General features: G+C 67.7%; 15 protein-coding genes. 10 read left to right on the forward strand and 5 right to left on the reverse strand.

The genetic code is table 11. From position 1 onward, the window contains the following. Positions 1 to 31: 31 nt before the first annotated feature. From AC5QAB_RS14960 to AC5QAB_RS14995, 8 genes are all read left to right on the forward strand, one after another. Positions 32 to 958 (forward strand): phosphoribosylaminoimidazolesuccinocarboxamide synthase, encoded by a 927-nt coding sequence (locus tag AC5QAB_RS14960; protein ID WP_014648673.1) that lies wholly within the window; start codon positions 32 to 34, stop codon positions 956 to 958. Positions 959 to 1,105: 147 nt separating this feature from the next. Continuing rightward, positions 1,106 to 1,591 carry an Mpo1 family 2-hydroxy fatty acid dioxygenase gene (locus AC5QAB_RS14965; RefSeq protein ID WP_164166884.1) on the forward strand — a complete coding sequence of 162 codons (486 nt, stop codon included), beginning with the start codon at positions 1,106 to 1,108 and terminating at the stop codon, positions 1,589 to 1,591. 333 nt (positions 1,592 to 1,924) lie between these two features. Further along, entirely contained in the window at positions 1,925 to 4,753 is a 2,829-nt protein-coding gene (locus AC5QAB_RS14970; protein WP_014648675.1) for a monovalent cation/H+ antiporter subunit A, read from the forward strand. Then, positions 4,753 to 5,145 carry a Na+/H+ antiporter subunit C gene (locus AC5QAB_RS14975; protein ID WP_005414705.1) on the forward strand — a complete coding sequence of 131 codons (393 nt, stop codon included), beginning with the start codon at positions 4,753 to 4,755 and terminating at the stop codon, positions 5,143 to 5,145. The genes AC5QAB_RS14970 and AC5QAB_RS14975 overlap by 1 nt, the downstream gene beginning before the upstream one ends. Further along, positions 5,142 to 6,677, forward strand: coding sequence for a monovalent cation/H+ antiporter subunit D (locus AC5QAB_RS14980; protein ID WP_495233484.1), 1,536 nt, complete (start codon positions 5,142 to 5,144; stop codon positions 6,675 to 6,677). The genes AC5QAB_RS14975 and AC5QAB_RS14980 overlap by 4 nt, the downstream gene beginning before the upstream one ends. Beyond that, a complete protein-coding gene (locus tag AC5QAB_RS14985; protein ID WP_032957141.1) occupies positions 6,674 to 7,180 on the forward strand; it encodes a Na+/H+ antiporter subunit E in 507 nt (168 codons plus the stop codon). Before AC5QAB_RS14980 ends, AC5QAB_RS14985 begins: the two co-directional genes overlap by 4 nt. Then, positions 7,177 to 7,461, forward strand: coding sequence for a K+/H+ antiporter subunit F (locus tag AC5QAB_RS14990; protein ID WP_006399171.1), 285 nt, complete (start codon positions 7,177 to 7,179; stop codon positions 7,459 to 7,461). The genes AC5QAB_RS14985 and AC5QAB_RS14990 overlap by 4 nt, the downstream gene beginning before the upstream one ends. Beyond that, positions 7,458 to 7,847, forward strand: a complete 390-nt coding sequence (locus AC5QAB_RS14995; protein ID WP_014648679.1) for a Na+/H+ antiporter subunit G — start codon at positions 7,458 to 7,460, stop codon at positions 7,845 to 7,847. The genes AC5QAB_RS14990 and AC5QAB_RS14995 overlap by 4 nt, the downstream gene beginning before the upstream one ends. A gap of 74 nt (positions 7,848 to 7,921) precedes the next feature. Here AC5QAB_RS14995 and AC5QAB_RS15000 read toward each other — a convergent pair whose 3' ends face one another. Both AC5QAB_RS15000 and AC5QAB_RS15005 read right to left on the reverse strand, forming a co-directional pair. Next, the gene (locus AC5QAB_RS15000) at positions 7,922 to 8,881 is read right to left on the reverse strand and encodes a sodium:calcium antiporter (RefSeq protein ID WP_014648680.1); all 960 of its coding nucleotides are present in this window, start codon (positions 8,879 to 8,881) and stop codon (positions 7,922 to 7,924) included. Positions 8,882 to 8,953: 72 nt separating this feature from the next. Next, positions 8,954 to 9,610, reverse strand: a complete 657-nt coding sequence (locus AC5QAB_RS15005) for a hypothetical protein (protein ID WP_197561760.1) — start codon at positions 9,608 to 9,610, stop codon at positions 8,954 to 8,956. A 125-nt stretch (positions 9,611 to 9,735) separates the two neighbouring features. Here AC5QAB_RS15005 and AC5QAB_RS15010 point away from each other — a divergent pair, with 125 nt between their 5' ends. Beyond that, a complete protein-coding gene (locus AC5QAB_RS15010) occupies positions 9,736 to 10,284 on the forward strand; it encodes a hypothetical protein (protein ID WP_164109710.1) in 549 nt (182 codons plus the stop codon). Positions 10,285 to 10,368: 84 nt separating this feature from the next. Here the strand turns inward: AC5QAB_RS15010 and hmgA are convergent, their stop codons facing one another. Together hmgA and hppD are read right to left on the reverse strand one after the other, a co-directional pair. Then, positions 10,369 to 11,667, reverse strand: coding sequence for a homogentisate 1,2-dioxygenase (gene hmgA / locus AC5QAB_RS15015; protein WP_032957134.1), 1,299 nt, complete (start codon positions 11,665 to 11,667; stop codon positions 10,369 to 10,371). Positions 11,668 to 11,752: 85 nt separating this feature from the next. Further along, entirely contained in the window at positions 11,753 to 12,865 is a 1,113-nt protein-coding gene (gene hppD, locus AC5QAB_RS15020; protein WP_014648684.1) for a 4-hydroxyphenylpyruvate dioxygenase, read from the reverse strand. 129 nt (positions 12,866 to 12,994) lie between these two features. On the opposite strand from hppD, the gene AC5QAB_RS15025 reads away from it, so the two are divergent. Then, on the forward strand, positions 12,995 to 13,489 hold the full coding sequence (locus AC5QAB_RS15025; RefSeq protein WP_014648685.1) for a MarR family winged helix-turn-helix transcriptional regulator: 495 nt from the start codon (positions 12,995 to 12,997) through the stop codon (positions 13,487 to 13,489). Positions 13,490 to 13,569: 80 nt separating this feature from the next. On the opposite strand, the gene AC5QAB_RS15030 is transcribed toward AC5QAB_RS15025, so the two are convergent. Next, positions 13,570 to 14,709 (reverse strand): hypothetical protein, encoded by a 1,140-nt coding sequence (locus AC5QAB_RS15030; protein WP_075076646.1) that lies wholly within the window; start codon positions 14,707 to 14,709, stop codon positions 13,570 to 13,572. Positions 14,710 to 14,775 lie beyond the last annotated feature (66 nt).

Here is a 14,775-nt window from a genome sequence, read left to right on the forward strand (position 1 = left end):
CAGCCGTATCGACAACGCCCCAGGAGTGCCCGTGCCAACCACGCTGTTGCAATCCGATCTCCCCGGCCTGCCCTTGCGCCATCGCGGCAAGGTGCGTGATGTGTTCGATATCCCGCGCGAGCGGCTGCCAGCCGGAACCCCGCCGGGCGAGTACCTGCTGATGGTCGCCACCGATCGCCTGTCGGCGTTCGACGTGGTGCTGCCTGACCCGATTCCGGGCAAGGGCGAGATGCTCTGCCAGGTCTCCAACTTCTGGTTCGCCAAGACCGCGCACCTGATGCCCAACCACCTTACCGGCATCGACGTGGCCAGCGTGCTGCCCGAAGGCGTGGACCCAGCCCTGTACGCCAAGCGTGCGGTGGTCACCCGCAAGCTGAAGCCGGTGCCGGTGGAAGCGATCGCCCGCGGCTACCTGATCGGCAGCGGCTGGAAGGACTACCAGCGCACCGGCAAGGTCAGCGGCATTGACCTGCCCGATGGCCTGCGCCAGGCCGAGCAGTTGCCGGAGCCGATCTTCACCCCCTCGACCAAGGCCGCCGTCGGCGACCATGACGAGAACATCGATTTCGATGCGATGGTGAAGCAGGTCGGTGCGGAACTGGCCGAGCGCGTGCGCGACGCCACCCTGCGCATCTACAAGTTCGCGGCCGATTACGCCCGCGAGCGCGGCATCATCCTGGCCGATACCAAGTTCGAGTTCGGTACCGACGCCGATGGCCGCCTGTACATCATGGACGAGATGCTGACGCCGGATTCCTCCCGTTACTGGCCGGCCGACGAATACGAAGTGGGCACCAGCCCGCCGAGCTACGACAAGCAGTTCGTGCGCGATTACCTGGAGACGCTGGACTGGGGCAAGACCGCCCCGGGCCCGAGCATCCCGGCCGAGATCATCGAGCGCACCCGCGCCAAGTACGCCGAGGCGCTGCAGCGCCTGGCCGGGATCAGCGTCGACTGATCCCCCCGCGTCCCCCCCGGCCGGAAAGGCGGGGGGCGCTCTGATCGCGGTAGTGCCGGCCGCTGGCCGGCAACCTCGCGAACTCGGCTATGCTCTGGAGTGCCGGCCAGCGGCCGGCACTACCGTTGCCCGAGGAAGCGACGCAGCATGCAGACATCCACCCAGCTTGCGCGGCCGATCGACCGCTATTTCGCCAGCTACTCCGACGACCACCGCAATGTGATCAACCAGCGCATCCACGTGGTGGCGGTCCCGGCGATCCTGTGGTCGGTGGTGGCCCTGCTGTGGTGCCTGCCGCCGCTGATCACCTGGTTCCAGTACGGCATCTGGTCGGCGTTGGCGATGTTCAGCGCGTGGTGCTTCTACAACAAGTTGTCGCGCCCGCTGGGCATCGGCATGCTCATCCAGTTCTTCGTGTTCGGCTGCCTGTGCCGGCTGCTGGAGGCCGAGATCGGCCTGCAGGCCCTGCGCTGGCTGGCGGTGGGCGTGTTCGTGGTGGCCTGGATCGCGCAGTTCATCGGCCACAAACTCGAGGGCCGCAAGCCCAGCTTCCTGACCGACCTGACCTACCTGCTGATCGGCCCGGCCTGGGTGATGGCCAAGTTCTACCGCAAGCTGGACTGGCGCTACTGACCTGGCGGCGGCCGACAGCGGCCGTCGTTTCCTGAACGGGCGGATTCCGTCACCCGTAGTCCACGGGAGCCCTGCCAGCCTGCGCCGGTGATCCGCTCCCCATTGCCCGCCCGTCGACGGCAGCCCCTGTGCGACAGGGCCTGCGGTCTCCCTGCGTGGGCGTAGGGTGTCCCCCGAGGGCAGCCAGGGAAGGGATGCAGGAATGTGATGTTGCATCGCAGAAAAAATGAATCAGCGAACGTTACATGCAATTGATCGCTGTTCGATGGGTTTCGGCGACATTTCGCAGCCTGTTATCCTCCCTGACCTGCTCGTGAATCATGGATTCCCTGCATGCTCCCCAGCCTGCCCCTGCTGCTGGCCCTGCCGTTCCTGATGGCAGCGGCTGTTGCGGCCTTCCCCCGTAGTTCGCGCTCGACTGCTGCCTGGCTGGCGGCGCTGGCGCCGTTGGGCGGGCTGGCCATCCTCGGCTGGCTGACCCCGTCGGTGCTCGATGGCCAGGTGGTCCGCACCCTGGTGCCCTGGCTGCCGCAGCTCGGGCTGGACTTCACCCTGCGACTGGACGGGCTGGCCTGGATGTTCGCCGGGCTGGTGCTCGGCATCGGCGCGCTGGTGGTGCTGTATGCGCGCTACTACCTGAGCCAGCAGGACAACGCGCACCGCTTCTACTGCTACCTGCTGCTGTTCATGGGCGCCATGCTGGGCATGGTGCTGTCGGGCAACCTGCTGTTGCTGATGATCTTCTGGGAAATGACCAGCATCAGTTCGTTCCTGCTGATCGGCTTCTGGTCGCACCGCCAGGACGCCCGCGAAGGCGCACGCATGGCGCTGGTGATCACCGGTGGCGGCGGCCTGGCCCTGCTCGGTGGCGTGCTGCTGATCGGCCGCATCGTCGGCAGCTTCGACCTGGACGTGGTGCTGGCCGCTGGCGAGCAGATCCGCGCCAGCGCGCTGTACCCCTACGCCCTGTTCCTGGTACTGGCCGGCATCTTCACCAAGAGCGCGCAGTTCCCGTTCCACTTCTGGCTGCCGCACGCGATGGCGGCGCCGACCCCGGTCTCGGCTTACCTGCACTCGGCCACCATGGTGAAGGCCGGCGTGTTCCTGCTGGCGCGCCTGCATCCGGCACTGGCCGGCAGCGACCTGTTCTTCTACACGGTCAGCGGCATCGGCGCACTGACCCTGCTGATCGGCGCCTGGAATGCGATCTTCCAGCATGACCTGAAGGGCCTGCTGGCGTACTCGACCATTTCCCACCTGGGCCTGATCACTCTGCTGTTCGGCCTGTCCACGCCGATGGCGGTGGTGGCCGGCGTGTTCCACATCCTCAACCACGCCACCTTCAAGGCCTCGCTGTTCATGGCCGCCGGCATCATCGACCACGAGACCGGTACCCGAGACATGCGCAAGCTGGGAGGCCTGCGCAGGCTGATGCCGTTCACCAGCGCGCTGGCGATCATCGCCTCGCTGGCGATGGCTGGCATCCCCTTGCTCAATGGCTTCCTGTCCAAGGAAATGCTGTTCGCCGAAGCGATCACGGCAGGCGGCCCGGGAATCATGCGCACGGCGGTGTCGATCGCAGCGTTGCTGGCGGGCGTATTCGGGGTGGCGTACAGCCTGCGCTTCGTGCACGACACCTTCTTCGGCCCCGGCCCGCACGACCTGGACCGCGTGCCCCACGAACCGCCGCGCTGGATGAAGGTGCCGGTGGAACTGCTGGTGGTGATCTGCGTGGCGGTGGGCGTGGCACCGGCACTGACCGTAGCGCCGGTGCTGCACGCCGCTGCGGCCTCGATCCTCGGCGACGCCATGCCCGAGTACAGCCTGGCGGTATGGCACGGCTTCAACCTGCCGCTGGCGATGAGCGCGATCGGCGTGATCGGCGGCGTGGCGCTGTACTTCGGCCTGCGCAAGCTGATCAACCTGCACGCCGTGACCAACGTCAGCACTGGCCGCAATGTGTTCCATGCGCAGCTGGACGCGATCTCCGCACTGGCCATGCGCCTGACCAACGGCATCGCCAACGGCAGCCTTCAGCGCATGCTGCTGGGCCTGGTGCTGGTGGCGATCGTGGCCGCCGCCGCGCCGTTCGTGGCCAACCCCGCCTCGCCGAACTGGACCAGGCCACAGCCGATCCCGCTGCTGGGCTGGGCGCTGTGGCTGGTGATGATGGCCTGCGCGGTGGCTACCCTGCGTATCTACAAGCAGCGCCTGCTGGCGGTGCTGCTGGTCGGCGGCGTCGGCCTGATGGTGGCGCTTACCTTCGTGTTCCTGTCCGCGCCGGACCTGGCCCTGACCCAGCTGCTGGTGGAGATGGTGACCCTGGTGCTGATGCTGCTGGGCATGAACTACCTGCCTGCGCAGTCCGGGCCGGAGCGGCCGCGCTGGCGCAAGCGCCGTGACGCGGTGATCGCGATCATCGCCGGTGCCGGACTTGGCGCCTTGGCCTATTCCGCGATGACCCTGCCGCCGAACACCATGGCCGGCGAGCTGCTCGCCCGTGCCCTGCCCGAGGCCTATGGCCAGAACGTGGTCAACGTGATCCTGGTCGACTTCCGCGGCTTCGATACCTTCGGCGAGATCACCGTGTTCGGCATCGCCGCGCTGGTGGTGCATGCCCTGCTGCGGCGCACGCGGATGGCGCCGGAGCAGATCATGCCCGGCCCGCCGATCAAGCTGCCGGTGCCGGCCGACCTGGCCCAGATCATGTTCCCGCTGACCCTGACCGTGTCGATCTTCCTGTTCCTGCGCGGCCACAACGCGCCGGGTGGCGGCTTCATCGCCGGCCTGGTGCTGGCGGTGCCGCTGCTGATCCAGTACGTGATCCAGGGCACTGCGTCGGTGGAGTCGCGCTTCGGCTTCGACTACATCCGCTGCATCGGCATGGGCCTGCTGATCGCCCTGCTCAGCGGCAGCGCGTCGATGCTGTTCGGCGTGCCGTTCCTGACCAGCGGCCACCTCGACCTGCACCTGCCGCTGATCGGCGACGTGCCGCTGGCCAGTGCGATTGGTTTTGACATCGGCGTCTATCTGGTGGTGTTCGGCGGTGCCATGCTGATGCTGTCGATGATGGGCACGATCAAGCCATCGCGTACCCGTACCGCCCGCAAGGGTGAGATCGACCTGCAACGCCGCTCGGCACGCACCGGGGAGATGCACTGATGGAACTGGCCCTGGCTACCGCGATCGGCGTGCTGACCGCCATCGGCATCTACCTGCTGCTGCGTGCGCGCAGCTTCGATGTGATCCTCGGCATGACCTTCCTGTCCTATGCGACCAACCTGCTGATCTTCGCCGGTGGCCGCGTGGTGCTGGGCAAGGCGCCGGTGCTGCAGGAGGGCGTGGACAGCCACCTGGGCAACTACACCGACCCGCTGCCGCAGGCACTGGTGCTGACCGCGATCGTGATCGCCTTCGCGATGACCGCAGTGAGCATCGTGCTGGCCATGCGCAGCCGCAGCGACAACCACAGCGACCATGTGGACGCCCACGAGCCCGACGACGACCTGCAGGATGAGAGCGCCTCGCCGCGCCAGGGCGAGGACCGCGCATGAACCATCTGGTGATCCTGCCGATCCTGATTCCGCTGCTCGGCGCCGCGCTGTCGCTGTTCGTCGAACACCGCCGCTACGGCCCCAGGGTGCAGCGCGCGGTGACCTGGACCGCGCTGTCGGCGCTGGCGCTGGCGGTGGGCCTGCTGTTTGCCACCACCGCCAGTGGTGAGATCAGCGTCTACCTGCTGGGCGACTGGCCGTCGCGGCTGGGCATCGCGCTGGTGGCCGACCGGCTGTCGGCGTGGATGCTGCTGACCACCCTGCTGCTGGCCATTCCCTGCCTGCTGCACGCCTGCTCGGGCTGGGACCGCCGCGCACCGCACTTCCATGCGCTGTTCCAGTTCCAGCTGGTCGGCCTCAACGGTGCGTTCCTGACCGGCGACATCTTCAACCTGTTCGTGTTCTTCGAGGTGATGCTGATCGCCTCCTACGGCCTGCTGCTCAGTGGTGGCCGTGGCCTGCGCATGCGCATCGGCCTGCACTACGTGGTGTTCAACGTCACCGCCTCGACCCTGTTCCTGATCGCGCTGGGCCTGCTGTACGCCACGCTGGGTTCGCTGAACATGGCCGAGCTGTCGCAGCGCATCGCCGAGGTACCGCCGGCGCAGCTGACCCTGGTGAAGGCGACGATGGGCCTGTTGCTGCTGGTGTTCTGCGCCAAGGCCGCCCTGATGCCGCTGTACCTGTGGCTGCCGGAAGCCTATTCGCGCGCACCGGCGGCGGTGGCTGCGCTGTTCGCGATCATGACCAAGGTCGGCCTGTACTCGGTGCTGCGCATCCAGATGCTGTGGTTCGGCGACGATGCCGGCGCGATGGCCGGCTACGGCCGTGACTGGCTGCTGTGGGCCGGTGTGGCGACGCTGGTGCTGGGCGGCCTGGGCGCCCTCGCCGCGACCCGCCTGCGCGTGCTGATCTCCTACCTGGTCATCGTGTCGGCAGCCACGCTGTTCATCGCCTTCTCGGTGGGCACACCGCAGGTGCTGTCGGCCGGCCTGTACTACCTGCCGCACAGCAGCTTCGTCGCCGCCGCGCTGTTCCTGATCGCCGACCTGATCCGCCGTCGTCGCGGCGGTGCCAGCGACCGCAAGGAAGTGGTCGCGCCGATGCCGGGCAAGGAGACACCCGCCGTGCTGTTCCTGATCGGCGCGGTGTCGGTGGCCGGCCTGCCGCCGCTGTCCGGTTTCCTGGCCAAGGCCGCACTGCTGGCCGGCATGCCGGCGCAGTACACCGCTCCGGTCTGGACCGCGGTGCTGGTCAGCAGCCTGCTGGTGATCATGGGCCTGACCCGCGGCGGCATCCGCCTGTTCTGGCGCGTGCCGCCTGTCGATCCGGAGGCACCGAAGCCGCGCAAGGCACGCCTGCGCCGGGTCGAGCTGTACGCTGCCTGCATCCTGCTGGCCTACGGTATCGCCATGACCCTGGCCGCTGCACCGCTGATGCGCTACACCGACGCCACCGCTGCACAGCTGCTGCAACCCAGCGAGTACGTGCAGCAGCTGCGCGCGACCGCACCGGAGATCCGCCAGCCATGACCGCCCAGCGCTCCCTGTTCCGTCGCCTGATTCCCTCGCCAATGCTCAGCATCATGGTGGTGGCGTTCTGGCTGCTGATGTCCGACAGCTTCACCCTCGGCCAGATCGTGCTGGGGCTGGTGCTGGGCGTGGTGGTGCCGCTGTTCGCCGCACGCCTGGACCGCGAGTTCGCGCGCATCGGCACGTTGCGGCCGCTGCCCAAGCTGGTGTGCGTGACCCTGTGGGACATCCTGATGTCCAACATCCGCGTGGCCCTGCAGGTGCTGGGCCCGGAGAAGAAGATTCACCCCGGTTTCATCTGGCTGCCGCTGGACATCGCCAACATCCACGGCATCGCGGCGCTGACCAGCATGATCACGCTGACCCCGGGCACGGTCTCGGCCGCGCTCAGCGACGACCGCAAGTTCCTGCTGGTGCACGTGCTGCACCTGGAGGACCCACAGGACCTGATCGATACGATCAAGCGCCGCTACGAGGCGCCGTTGATGGAGATCTTCCCATGACTGGATTCCAGATCATCCAGACCACGCTGGTCGTGTGCATGCACGTGGTCGGCCTGGCCATGCTGCTGGCCACCTGGCGCCTGCTGCGCGGACCGACCGTGCCCGACCGCATCCTCGCACTGGACACGTTGTCGGTGACCGCCATTGCCGAGCTGATGCTGTTCGGCATGTACCTCAACTCCGCGATCTACTTCGAAGCCGCACTGGTCATCGCCATGCTCGGCTTCGGCAGCACCGTGGTGCTGAGCAAGTTCGTGCTGCGCCGGGACATCGTCGAATGATCACCGCGATCCAGATCGGCCTGTCGATCCTGCTGCTGTTCGGCTGCTTCTTCATCCTGGTCGGCGCACTGGGGCTGGTGAAGCTGTCCACGTTCTTCAAGCGCCTGCACGCGCCGACCAAGGCCAGCACGCTGGGCGTGGGCTGCGTGCTGGTGTGCTCGGTCTGCTACCACATCTTCCTGGGCCAGGACCCGCAGCCGCGCGAGTTGCTGATCACCGTATTCCTGTTCATCACCGCGCCGATCAGCGCCCACATGATGGCCAAGGCGGCGCTGTCGCTGCTGATGGAAACCCGTCCCAGCCTGCCGGGCAACGAGCCGGCTGCCGAGGAACAGCTTCCGCCGCCGGAACCGGCGCGGGAAGAGGAAGCCACGCAGAACCGGTAGTGCCGGCCGCTGGCCGGCAGTGGCAAGGGTTCCGTCAGAGGCAGTGAGGTTGTCGGCCAGCGGCCGGCACTACCTCATGCCGCGCCGACCAGCAGCAGCTCCAGCACGAACCAGCCGGCGAACGCGACCAGCAGGATTCCGCCTTCACTGCGGCTGATCTTCAGATCGCCACGCAGCATCGGGTACAGCACCAGGGCGAACGCCAGCAGTGCCGGCAGTTCCAGGCGCACGAACGAGGCCGGCAACGCCAACGGCTGCAATACCGCCATCGCCCCGATCACCAGCAGCAGGTTGACCACGCTGGAGCCCAGCACGTGGCCAAGCACCATGTCGCCGTGGCCGCGACGCGCGGCAGCAATTGCGGTTGCCACCTCCGGCAGTGCGGTGCCGATCGCCACCGGCAGCAGGCCGACCAGCAGCGGTGTCCAGCCCAGCGCGGCACCGAAGTCAGCGGCGGCGCCCACGACCAGGCGCGCGCCCCAGTACAGCGTCAGCGCTGCGATCAGCACCCGCAGCACGTTCAACGGCAGGCTGGTGCGGCTCAGGGCGGACTCGGCGATGGCCGCCTGCACCTCGGCACGCTCAACGCGGCCGCGGCGCAGCAGCAGCACCTGCATGACGATGAAGCCTGCCACCAGCACGCCGCCTTCCCAGCGCGCCAGGCGACCATCCAGCCCGAACAGGACCAGCAGCACGCCGGCCACCAGCAGCGACCACCACAGCACCGTCTGCAGGCGCGCGCGCAGCAACAGGGGGGCGGCGATGGCTGCCACCGCCAGGGTGAAGCCCAGGTTGACGATGCTGCTGCCCACGGCATTGCCCAGTGCCAGCTCCGGTTGGCCGACCGCCAGCGCGCGCGCATTGACCGCCAGTTCCGGCAACGAGGTGGTCACCCCGAGCAGCAGCAGCCCGGCAGTGAACGGGCTGGCCCCGAAGCGCTGGGCCAGGCCGGACACGGCCTTGACGATGGAATCCCCGCCCAGCGCCAGCAACAGCAGGCCGAGCAGGAACCAGGCAATGGCAATGGCGATCATCGAGCACTCCCCAGCAGTGGTGGCGCGATTCTACGCTTGGCCCGAGCGCATGGCTGGGCGGTGGATCAAGGATCAGCCACAGCCTTCGGCGTAATCGACCTGCGGGGTCTGGCCGACCCGCCAGGCGCTGACCCGACCATCGGCGCCGAGCGCGAAGTCGATGACCGCCCCGCCTTCCTGCGCCGGCCGCACGCGCAGGTGCTGCGCCTTCTCGTCGTACTTGTCAGGGCCGACGTCCGCGCGCTCTGGGTACAGCACCTGCAGCTCGCCCAGGGTCATGCCGACCTTGCCGCCGCCCGGAGCGATGATCGCCGCACTGCGCACGTCATAGCGCACCAGCTTGCGTGCCTCGATCATCAGGCGAGGGTCTTCGGCGCCCTGCGGACGCAGGAAGTAGCAGCCGTCGTTGCTGTCGTCGGCCGGTAGGGGCTTGCCATTGGCGTCGGTGCCCAGTCCCTGCAGCGGCGTGCCGAAGCCGCTGCGGACCTCGGCGATGCCGGCGCCCAGCGTTGCACCGCCGAAGCCGTCCAGGCGCGCTGGACTGTCCTTGCGGAGGTCGTTGGCCGGGCGGGCGGCCAGGTCGGGATCCGCCGACTGCGCGGGCCCGGTCGCCGAGGCGGTTTCGGCCGGGGTGTCGCTGCCACTGCCGGCCGCCCCCTGCTTGTCGGGGCCAGCACTGCAGGCGGTGAGCGAAAGGAGCAACAGACCAGCAAGCGGAAGGTGCTTCATCGGTGCGGTTCCCTGGCACGAAGATGGCTGCACGCTAGCCCATCCCGTGTGCAGGCGCTGCATTGTCATCGCGGTTTCATCGCCTTCGTTCAGGCTCGGCGTGCACCGACTTGGCTGTCCCTTCCATGCAACCGCGCAAGACCGAACTCGCCCGAACCGCGCTGCAGGCCCATCGCGCGCCGCTGGACATGCGCCAGCGCCGGCTGCTGATCCTGTGCGACGGCCAGCGCAGCATCGCCGACCTGACCGGCCTGCTCGGCCAGGACGCGCCCGCCATGGTCATCCAGCTGGTGCAGGCCGGCTACCTGAGCACCGGTACCGGCGCCACAGCCGCACCGCCACCACCACCACCCGCAGACGCGGCAGCACCGGCACCCACCACGCCGGCGGCGGCACCGGCCGCACCCGCAACCGGCAGCGAGCGCCGCCGCTCGCTGGTGGCCGCGCGCATCTATGTACTGGGCATCCTGGAAATGCAGCGCCACCCGCAGGCGGCGGCGCTGTTCCGCGACCTGCAGCAGGCGCGCGCCGAAAGTGAAGTACTGCAGGTGCTGCACTCGGCGATGCAGATGCTGCCCGGGCTGACCTCGGAGGGTTATTGCCAGCGTGTGCGGCAACGCCTGCTGGAAGCGCTGCCGCTGGAGCATTGCGACGCGTTCACCGAGGCCGCCTGAAGAAAAAGGGGACGGAGGGGATTAAGTCGTTTCAGGCACACGTGTGCTGATTGCGGCTTAATCCCCTCCGTCCCCTTTTTCGGGTCAGCGGTAGTTGTTGCGCAGGCCGTTCCAGCACTGCTGGTAATCGCCCTGGCGATGGCCGGCGGCCAGCGCCTGCGCGGTCGGACGGATCACCGCGCGGGTCTCGAACATGAAGGCCATCGTGTCCTTGATCACATCGGCCTTGGACAGATCGGCATTGGAGGCCTTGTCGAAGGTCGGCGCATCCGGGCCGTGACCGCTCATGCAGTTGTGCAGCGATGCGCCACCCGGCACGAAGCCTTCGGCCTTGGCATCGTAGGCACCATGCACCAGGCCCATGAACTCGCTGGCGATGTTGCGGTGGAACCACGGCGGGCGGAACGTGTTCTGCGCCACCAGCCAGCGCGGCGGGAAGATCGCGAAGTCCATGTTGCTGGTGCCGGGTGTGTCGCTGGGCGAATGCAGCACCAGGAAGATCGACGGGTCCGGATGGTCGTAGCTGATCGAACCGATGGTGTTGAAGCGACGCAGGTCGTAGCGGTACGGCGCGTAATTGCCGTGCCAGGCCACCACGTCCAGCGGCGAATGGTCGATCGGCGCGCGCCACAGGCGGCCCTCGAACTTGGCGATCAGTTCGAAATCGCCATCGACATCCTCGAACGCCGCGTGCGGGGTCTCGAAGTCACGCGGGTTGGCCAGGCCGTTGGAACCGATCGGGCCAAGGTCGGGCAGCTTCAGCAGCGCGCCGTAGTTCTCGCAGATGTAGCCGCGGCTCGGGCCATCGGGAAGTTCCACGCGGAACCGCACGCCGCGCGGGATCACCGCGATCTGCTGCGGCTCGATCTCGATCACGCCCAGCTCGGTCAGCAGGCGCAGTGCGCCCAGCTGCGGCACGATCAGCAGTTCACCGTCGGCGTCGTAGAAGTAGCGGCCGACCATGTCGCGGTTGGCAGCGTAAAGGTGGATGCCCACGCCGGCATGCGCGTCGGGCGAGCCGTTGCCACCCATCGTGTACAGGCCTTCGACAAAGTCGGTCGGCAGCTCCGGCAGCGGCAGCGGGCTCCAGCGCAGCTGGTTCGGTGAAGCCGGCTGTGCGCCGAAATCACACTGCAGCTGCGACTGCGCGAACGGAGTGAACTCGCCATGGGTTACCGCCGGGCGGATCCGGTACAGCCAGCTGCGGCGATTGCTGCCGCGCGGCGCGGTGAAGGCGGTGCCGGTCAGCTGTTCGGCGTACAGGCCGTGGGCCACCTTCTGCGGTGAGTTCTGCCCGACCGGCAGCGCGCCGGCGACGGCCTCGGTGGCGAATTCATTGCCGAAGCCGGACTGGTAGCCGCGGGCGGTGATGGCGGGGGACATGGGAACTCCAGAGATTGCCGGCCAGCGGCCGGCACTACCATTCGGACAGGCAATGCCGGCGGGACGCCGACATTGCCTGCGGACCTTACAGCACGCCGCGGCGGATCTGGTCGCGCTCGATGCTTTCAAACAGCGCGGTGAAGTTGCCTTCGCCGAAGCCTTCGTTGCCCTTGCGCTGGATGATCTCGAAGAAGATCGGGCCGATGCAGTTCTGGGTGAAGATCTGCAGCAGCTTGCGCTGGTGGGTTTCCGGATCGGCGTCGATCAGGATCTTGTTCCTGGCCAGGCGCGCCACGTCTTCACCGTGGTTCGGCACGCGCTGGTCGATCACGTCGAAATAGGTTTCCGGCGTGTCGAGGAAATCCACGCCCTGCGCGCGCATCGCTTCGACGGTCTCGTAGATGTTCTCGGTGAAGCAGGCGATGTGCTGGATGCCCTCGCCCTTGTACGCGTCCAGGTACTCGTTGATCTGGCTCTTCGGGTCGGACGATTCGTTCAGCGGGATGCGCACGATGCCATCCGGCGCGGTCATCGCCTTGGACACCAGGCCGGTCTTCAGGCCCTTGATGTCGAAGTAGCGGATCTCGCGGAAGTTGAACAGGCGCTCGTAGTAGTCCGACCACTGCTGCATGTTGCCGAAGTACAGGTTGTGGGTCAGGTGGTCGATGAAGGTCAGGCCGAAGCCGAACGGGTGCAGGTCGGCCCCTGCGATCGGCTCGTAGTCGCCGTCGTAGATGCTGCCGGCGCTGCCATAGCGGTCGACCAGGTACAGCATGCAGTCGCCGATGCCCTTGATGACCGGCGCGCTGACCGCCTTGCTGTCCGGCTTGAAGGCGATGGCTTCGGCGCCGTTGCCCAGCGCGGTCTGGTAGACCTCCTGGCCCGGCTTCTTGAAGCGGATGGCGAAGCCACAGGCGCAGGGGCCATGCTTTTCGGCGAAGTCGGCGGCGAACGAATCGGGGTCTTCGTTGACCAGGAAGTTGACGTCGCCCTGGCGATAGACGGTAATCGGACGCTGCTTGTGCTTGAGCACCGCGCTGAAGCCCATCTTCCGGAAGTACTCGTGCAGCTCCTGGCCACGGCCGGCCGGGGCGGCGAATTCGACGAACTCGAAGCCGTCGATGCCCATCGGGTTCTCGAAGGTGGTGACCTGCATGCCGGGATTGGGATGCGAGGCGGTCGGGACTGCGGTATTCATGGCGTGGCTCCGAATCGGTACCGCATCGGTACAAACCAGGTGCGGGCAGGTAGGGACCCGGCGAGAATGCAGGGTCTGGACCCACCCCTTATAGTTACACTTGAAACCACCAGCAAGGTGCACCGCAACATGAGCCCCGCCGATCCCGTTTCGACCCGCCTGCGTGCCTCGCACGTCCTGCTCGACCTGGAACAGTTCCTGCCGTACCGGCTGAGCGTGCTGTCCAACCGGGTCAGCGGCAACATCGCCAAGCTGTACGGCGATCGTTACGGTCTGGCGATCCCCGAGTGGCGGGTGATCACCATCCTGGCGCTGTACCCGGGCTCCTCGGCCAGCGAGGTCTCCGACCGCACGGCGATGGACAAGGTGGCGGTCAGCCGCGCCGTGGCCCGCCTGCTGGAGCGCGGCTTCATCAAGCGCGAGACCCACGGCGACGATCGCCGCCGCTCGGTGCTTGCGCTGTCGGCCGCCGGTTTCGAGGTGTACGAGACCATCGCGCCGATGGTGATCGAGATCACCCGCAAGCTGATGTCGGTGCTGAGCGAAGAAGAAGAGCAGGTGCTGGAGAAGCTGATCCTTCGCCTGGCCGGCGAAGGCCTGGAGCGGATGGGCGAAGGCGTCTAGAAGAAAAGGGGACGGAGGGGATTAAGTCGCATCAGGCACACCTGTGCTGATTGCGGCTTAATCCCCTCCGTCCCCTTTTTTCAGCTGAGGTGCTTGCGGCGTGCGTGGATCCACGGCACGGCCAGTGCTGCGATGGCGCCGCCGGCGAAGCCCAGCGAGGCGGCCACCGTCGCTGCTTCGACCGCCCCCGGCAGCGCCAGCGCCGCCGCCACCAGCAGCAACGACGGCAGGCCGACGAAGGTGCCCAGGAAGAAGTGCCAGCGCGGTGACCAGGTGTTGAGCTGCAGCAGGCTGACCGGCTGCCAGGCGTCCGAGGCAGCGTCCTCGGCGATCTTCGCCACGGCCTTGGCCAGGTCCACTTCCGGCAGCGCGCGCCCCAGGCGGGCGGTCGCCAGCAGCTCGGCCACCGCTTCCACCGGCGGGAAGCTGGACGGCCACGCAACCGGCGCCGGCACGCCGTAGGCGGTCAGCAGCGGCACGCTCAACCACGGCGCCACCAGCGGGCGCATGCGGCGGCGCCCGTGCACGCACCAGATCTGCGGCTGGCCGTGCGCAGTGACGCTGTACAGCGCCAGTTCGTTGGCCGGCGGATAGCCGAGCATGGTCACCCGCGCGGCCAGGCTGTCCTGGCCCATCGCGCGCAGGAAGCCGGGGCGGCTGCGACCTTCCTGCATCCACGCCAGGCCCAGTGCGCCCACCAGATACGCCTCGGCGACGTCCTTGCTGCCGGCCGTGGCGCGCTCGTCACTGGCCAGATACCACGCCAGTGATTTCGGTTCGGCCACATCGTCCAGGCCCCAGCGGCTGTCATCGCCCAGTACGTGCCGCACCGGCAGTCGCGCGGGAGCGGTTTCGCCACGTTCGCCTGGCTGCAGGAAGGGCAGCACGCCCTGGATGAAGGTGGACAGCTCGATCGCGCGCGCGCCGTGGCCCTGCCATTCGGGCGGCAGCAGCCCGGCCAGCTGGCCTTCGGCGGCCAGCGCATCAAGCCGGGACTTCTGCTCGACCAGCTTCTGCACCGCCCCCTTCAGCACCACGTTGTCGGGCAGCGCGATCTGCGGCAGGCGATGGCGTGGCGGCGCCAGTTCAACGGCGTCCTCGCCGGTGCCCGCGTCGTCCAGCAGGGCCTCCTGCGCTGGCAGGGTCACGCCCTCGCCTGCCCCACCCTCGGCCAGGTCGCTGGCGGGTTCGGGCAATCGTTCGGCGTGGTCGCTGTGCATGGGCGTTCCGGAAGGTTGCATCGACGGGGTGTCGACTGAGGTCCTTGCCGGTAACGGCGTGCTCAC

The organism is Stenotrophomonas sp. YJH_SMC_127, assembly GCF_059372445.1.

Excerpts from the sequence above, each read along its gene's own strand:
- AC5QAB_RS15025 (WP_014648685.1), top strand. The coding sequence starts at position 12,995 with ATGAGCCCCGCCGATCCCGTTTCGACCCGCCTGCGTGCCTCGCACGTC.
- AC5QAB_RS15000 (WP_014648680.1), bottom strand. The coding sequence starts at position 8,881 with ATGATCGCCATTGCCATTGCCTGGTTCCTGCTCGGCCTGCTGTTGCTG.
- AC5QAB_RS14995 (WP_014648679.1), top strand. The coding sequence starts at position 7,458 with ATGATCACCGCGATCCAGATCGGCCTGTCGATCCTGCTGCTGTTCGGC.
- hppD (WP_014648684.1), bottom strand. The coding sequence starts at position 12,865 with ATGAATACCGCAGTCCCGACCGCCTCGCATCCCAATCCCGGCATGCAG.
- AC5QAB_RS15030 (WP_075076646.1), bottom strand. The coding sequence starts at position 14,709 with ATGCACAGCGACCACGCCGAACGATTGCCCGAACCCGCCAGCGACCTG.
- AC5QAB_RS14965 (WP_164166884.1), top strand. The coding sequence starts at position 1,106 with ATGCAGACATCCACCCAGCTTGCGCGGCCGATCGACCGCTATTTCGCC.
- AC5QAB_RS14975 (WP_005414705.1), top strand. The coding sequence starts at position 4,753 with ATGGAACTGGCCCTGGCTACCGCGATCGGCGTGCTGACCGCCATCGGC.
- AC5QAB_RS14980 (WP_495233484.1), top strand. The coding sequence starts at position 5,142 with ATGAACCATCTGGTGATCCTGCCGATCCTGATTCCGCTGCTCGGCGCC.
- AC5QAB_RS15010 (WP_164109710.1), top strand. The coding sequence starts at position 9,736 with ATGCAACCGCGCAAGACCGAACTCGCCCGAACCGCGCTGCAGGCCCAT.
- AC5QAB_RS15005 (WP_197561760.1), bottom strand. The coding sequence starts at position 9,610 with ATGAAGCACCTTCCGCTTGCTGGTCTGTTGCTCCTTTCGCTCACCGCC.
- AC5QAB_RS14970 (WP_014648675.1), top strand. The coding sequence starts at position 1,925 with ATGCTCCCCAGCCTGCCCCTGCTGCTGGCCCTGCCGTTCCTGATGGCA.
- AC5QAB_RS14990 (WP_006399171.1), top strand. The coding sequence starts at position 7,177 with ATGACTGGATTCCAGATCATCCAGACCACGCTGGTCGTGTGCATGCAC.
- AC5QAB_RS14985 (WP_032957141.1), top strand. The coding sequence starts at position 6,674 with ATGACCGCCCAGCGCTCCCTGTTCCGTCGCCTGATTCCCTCGCCAATG.
- hmgA (WP_032957134.1), bottom strand. The coding sequence starts at position 11,667 with ATGTCCCCCGCCATCACCGCCCGCGGCTACCAGTCCGGCTTCGGCAAT.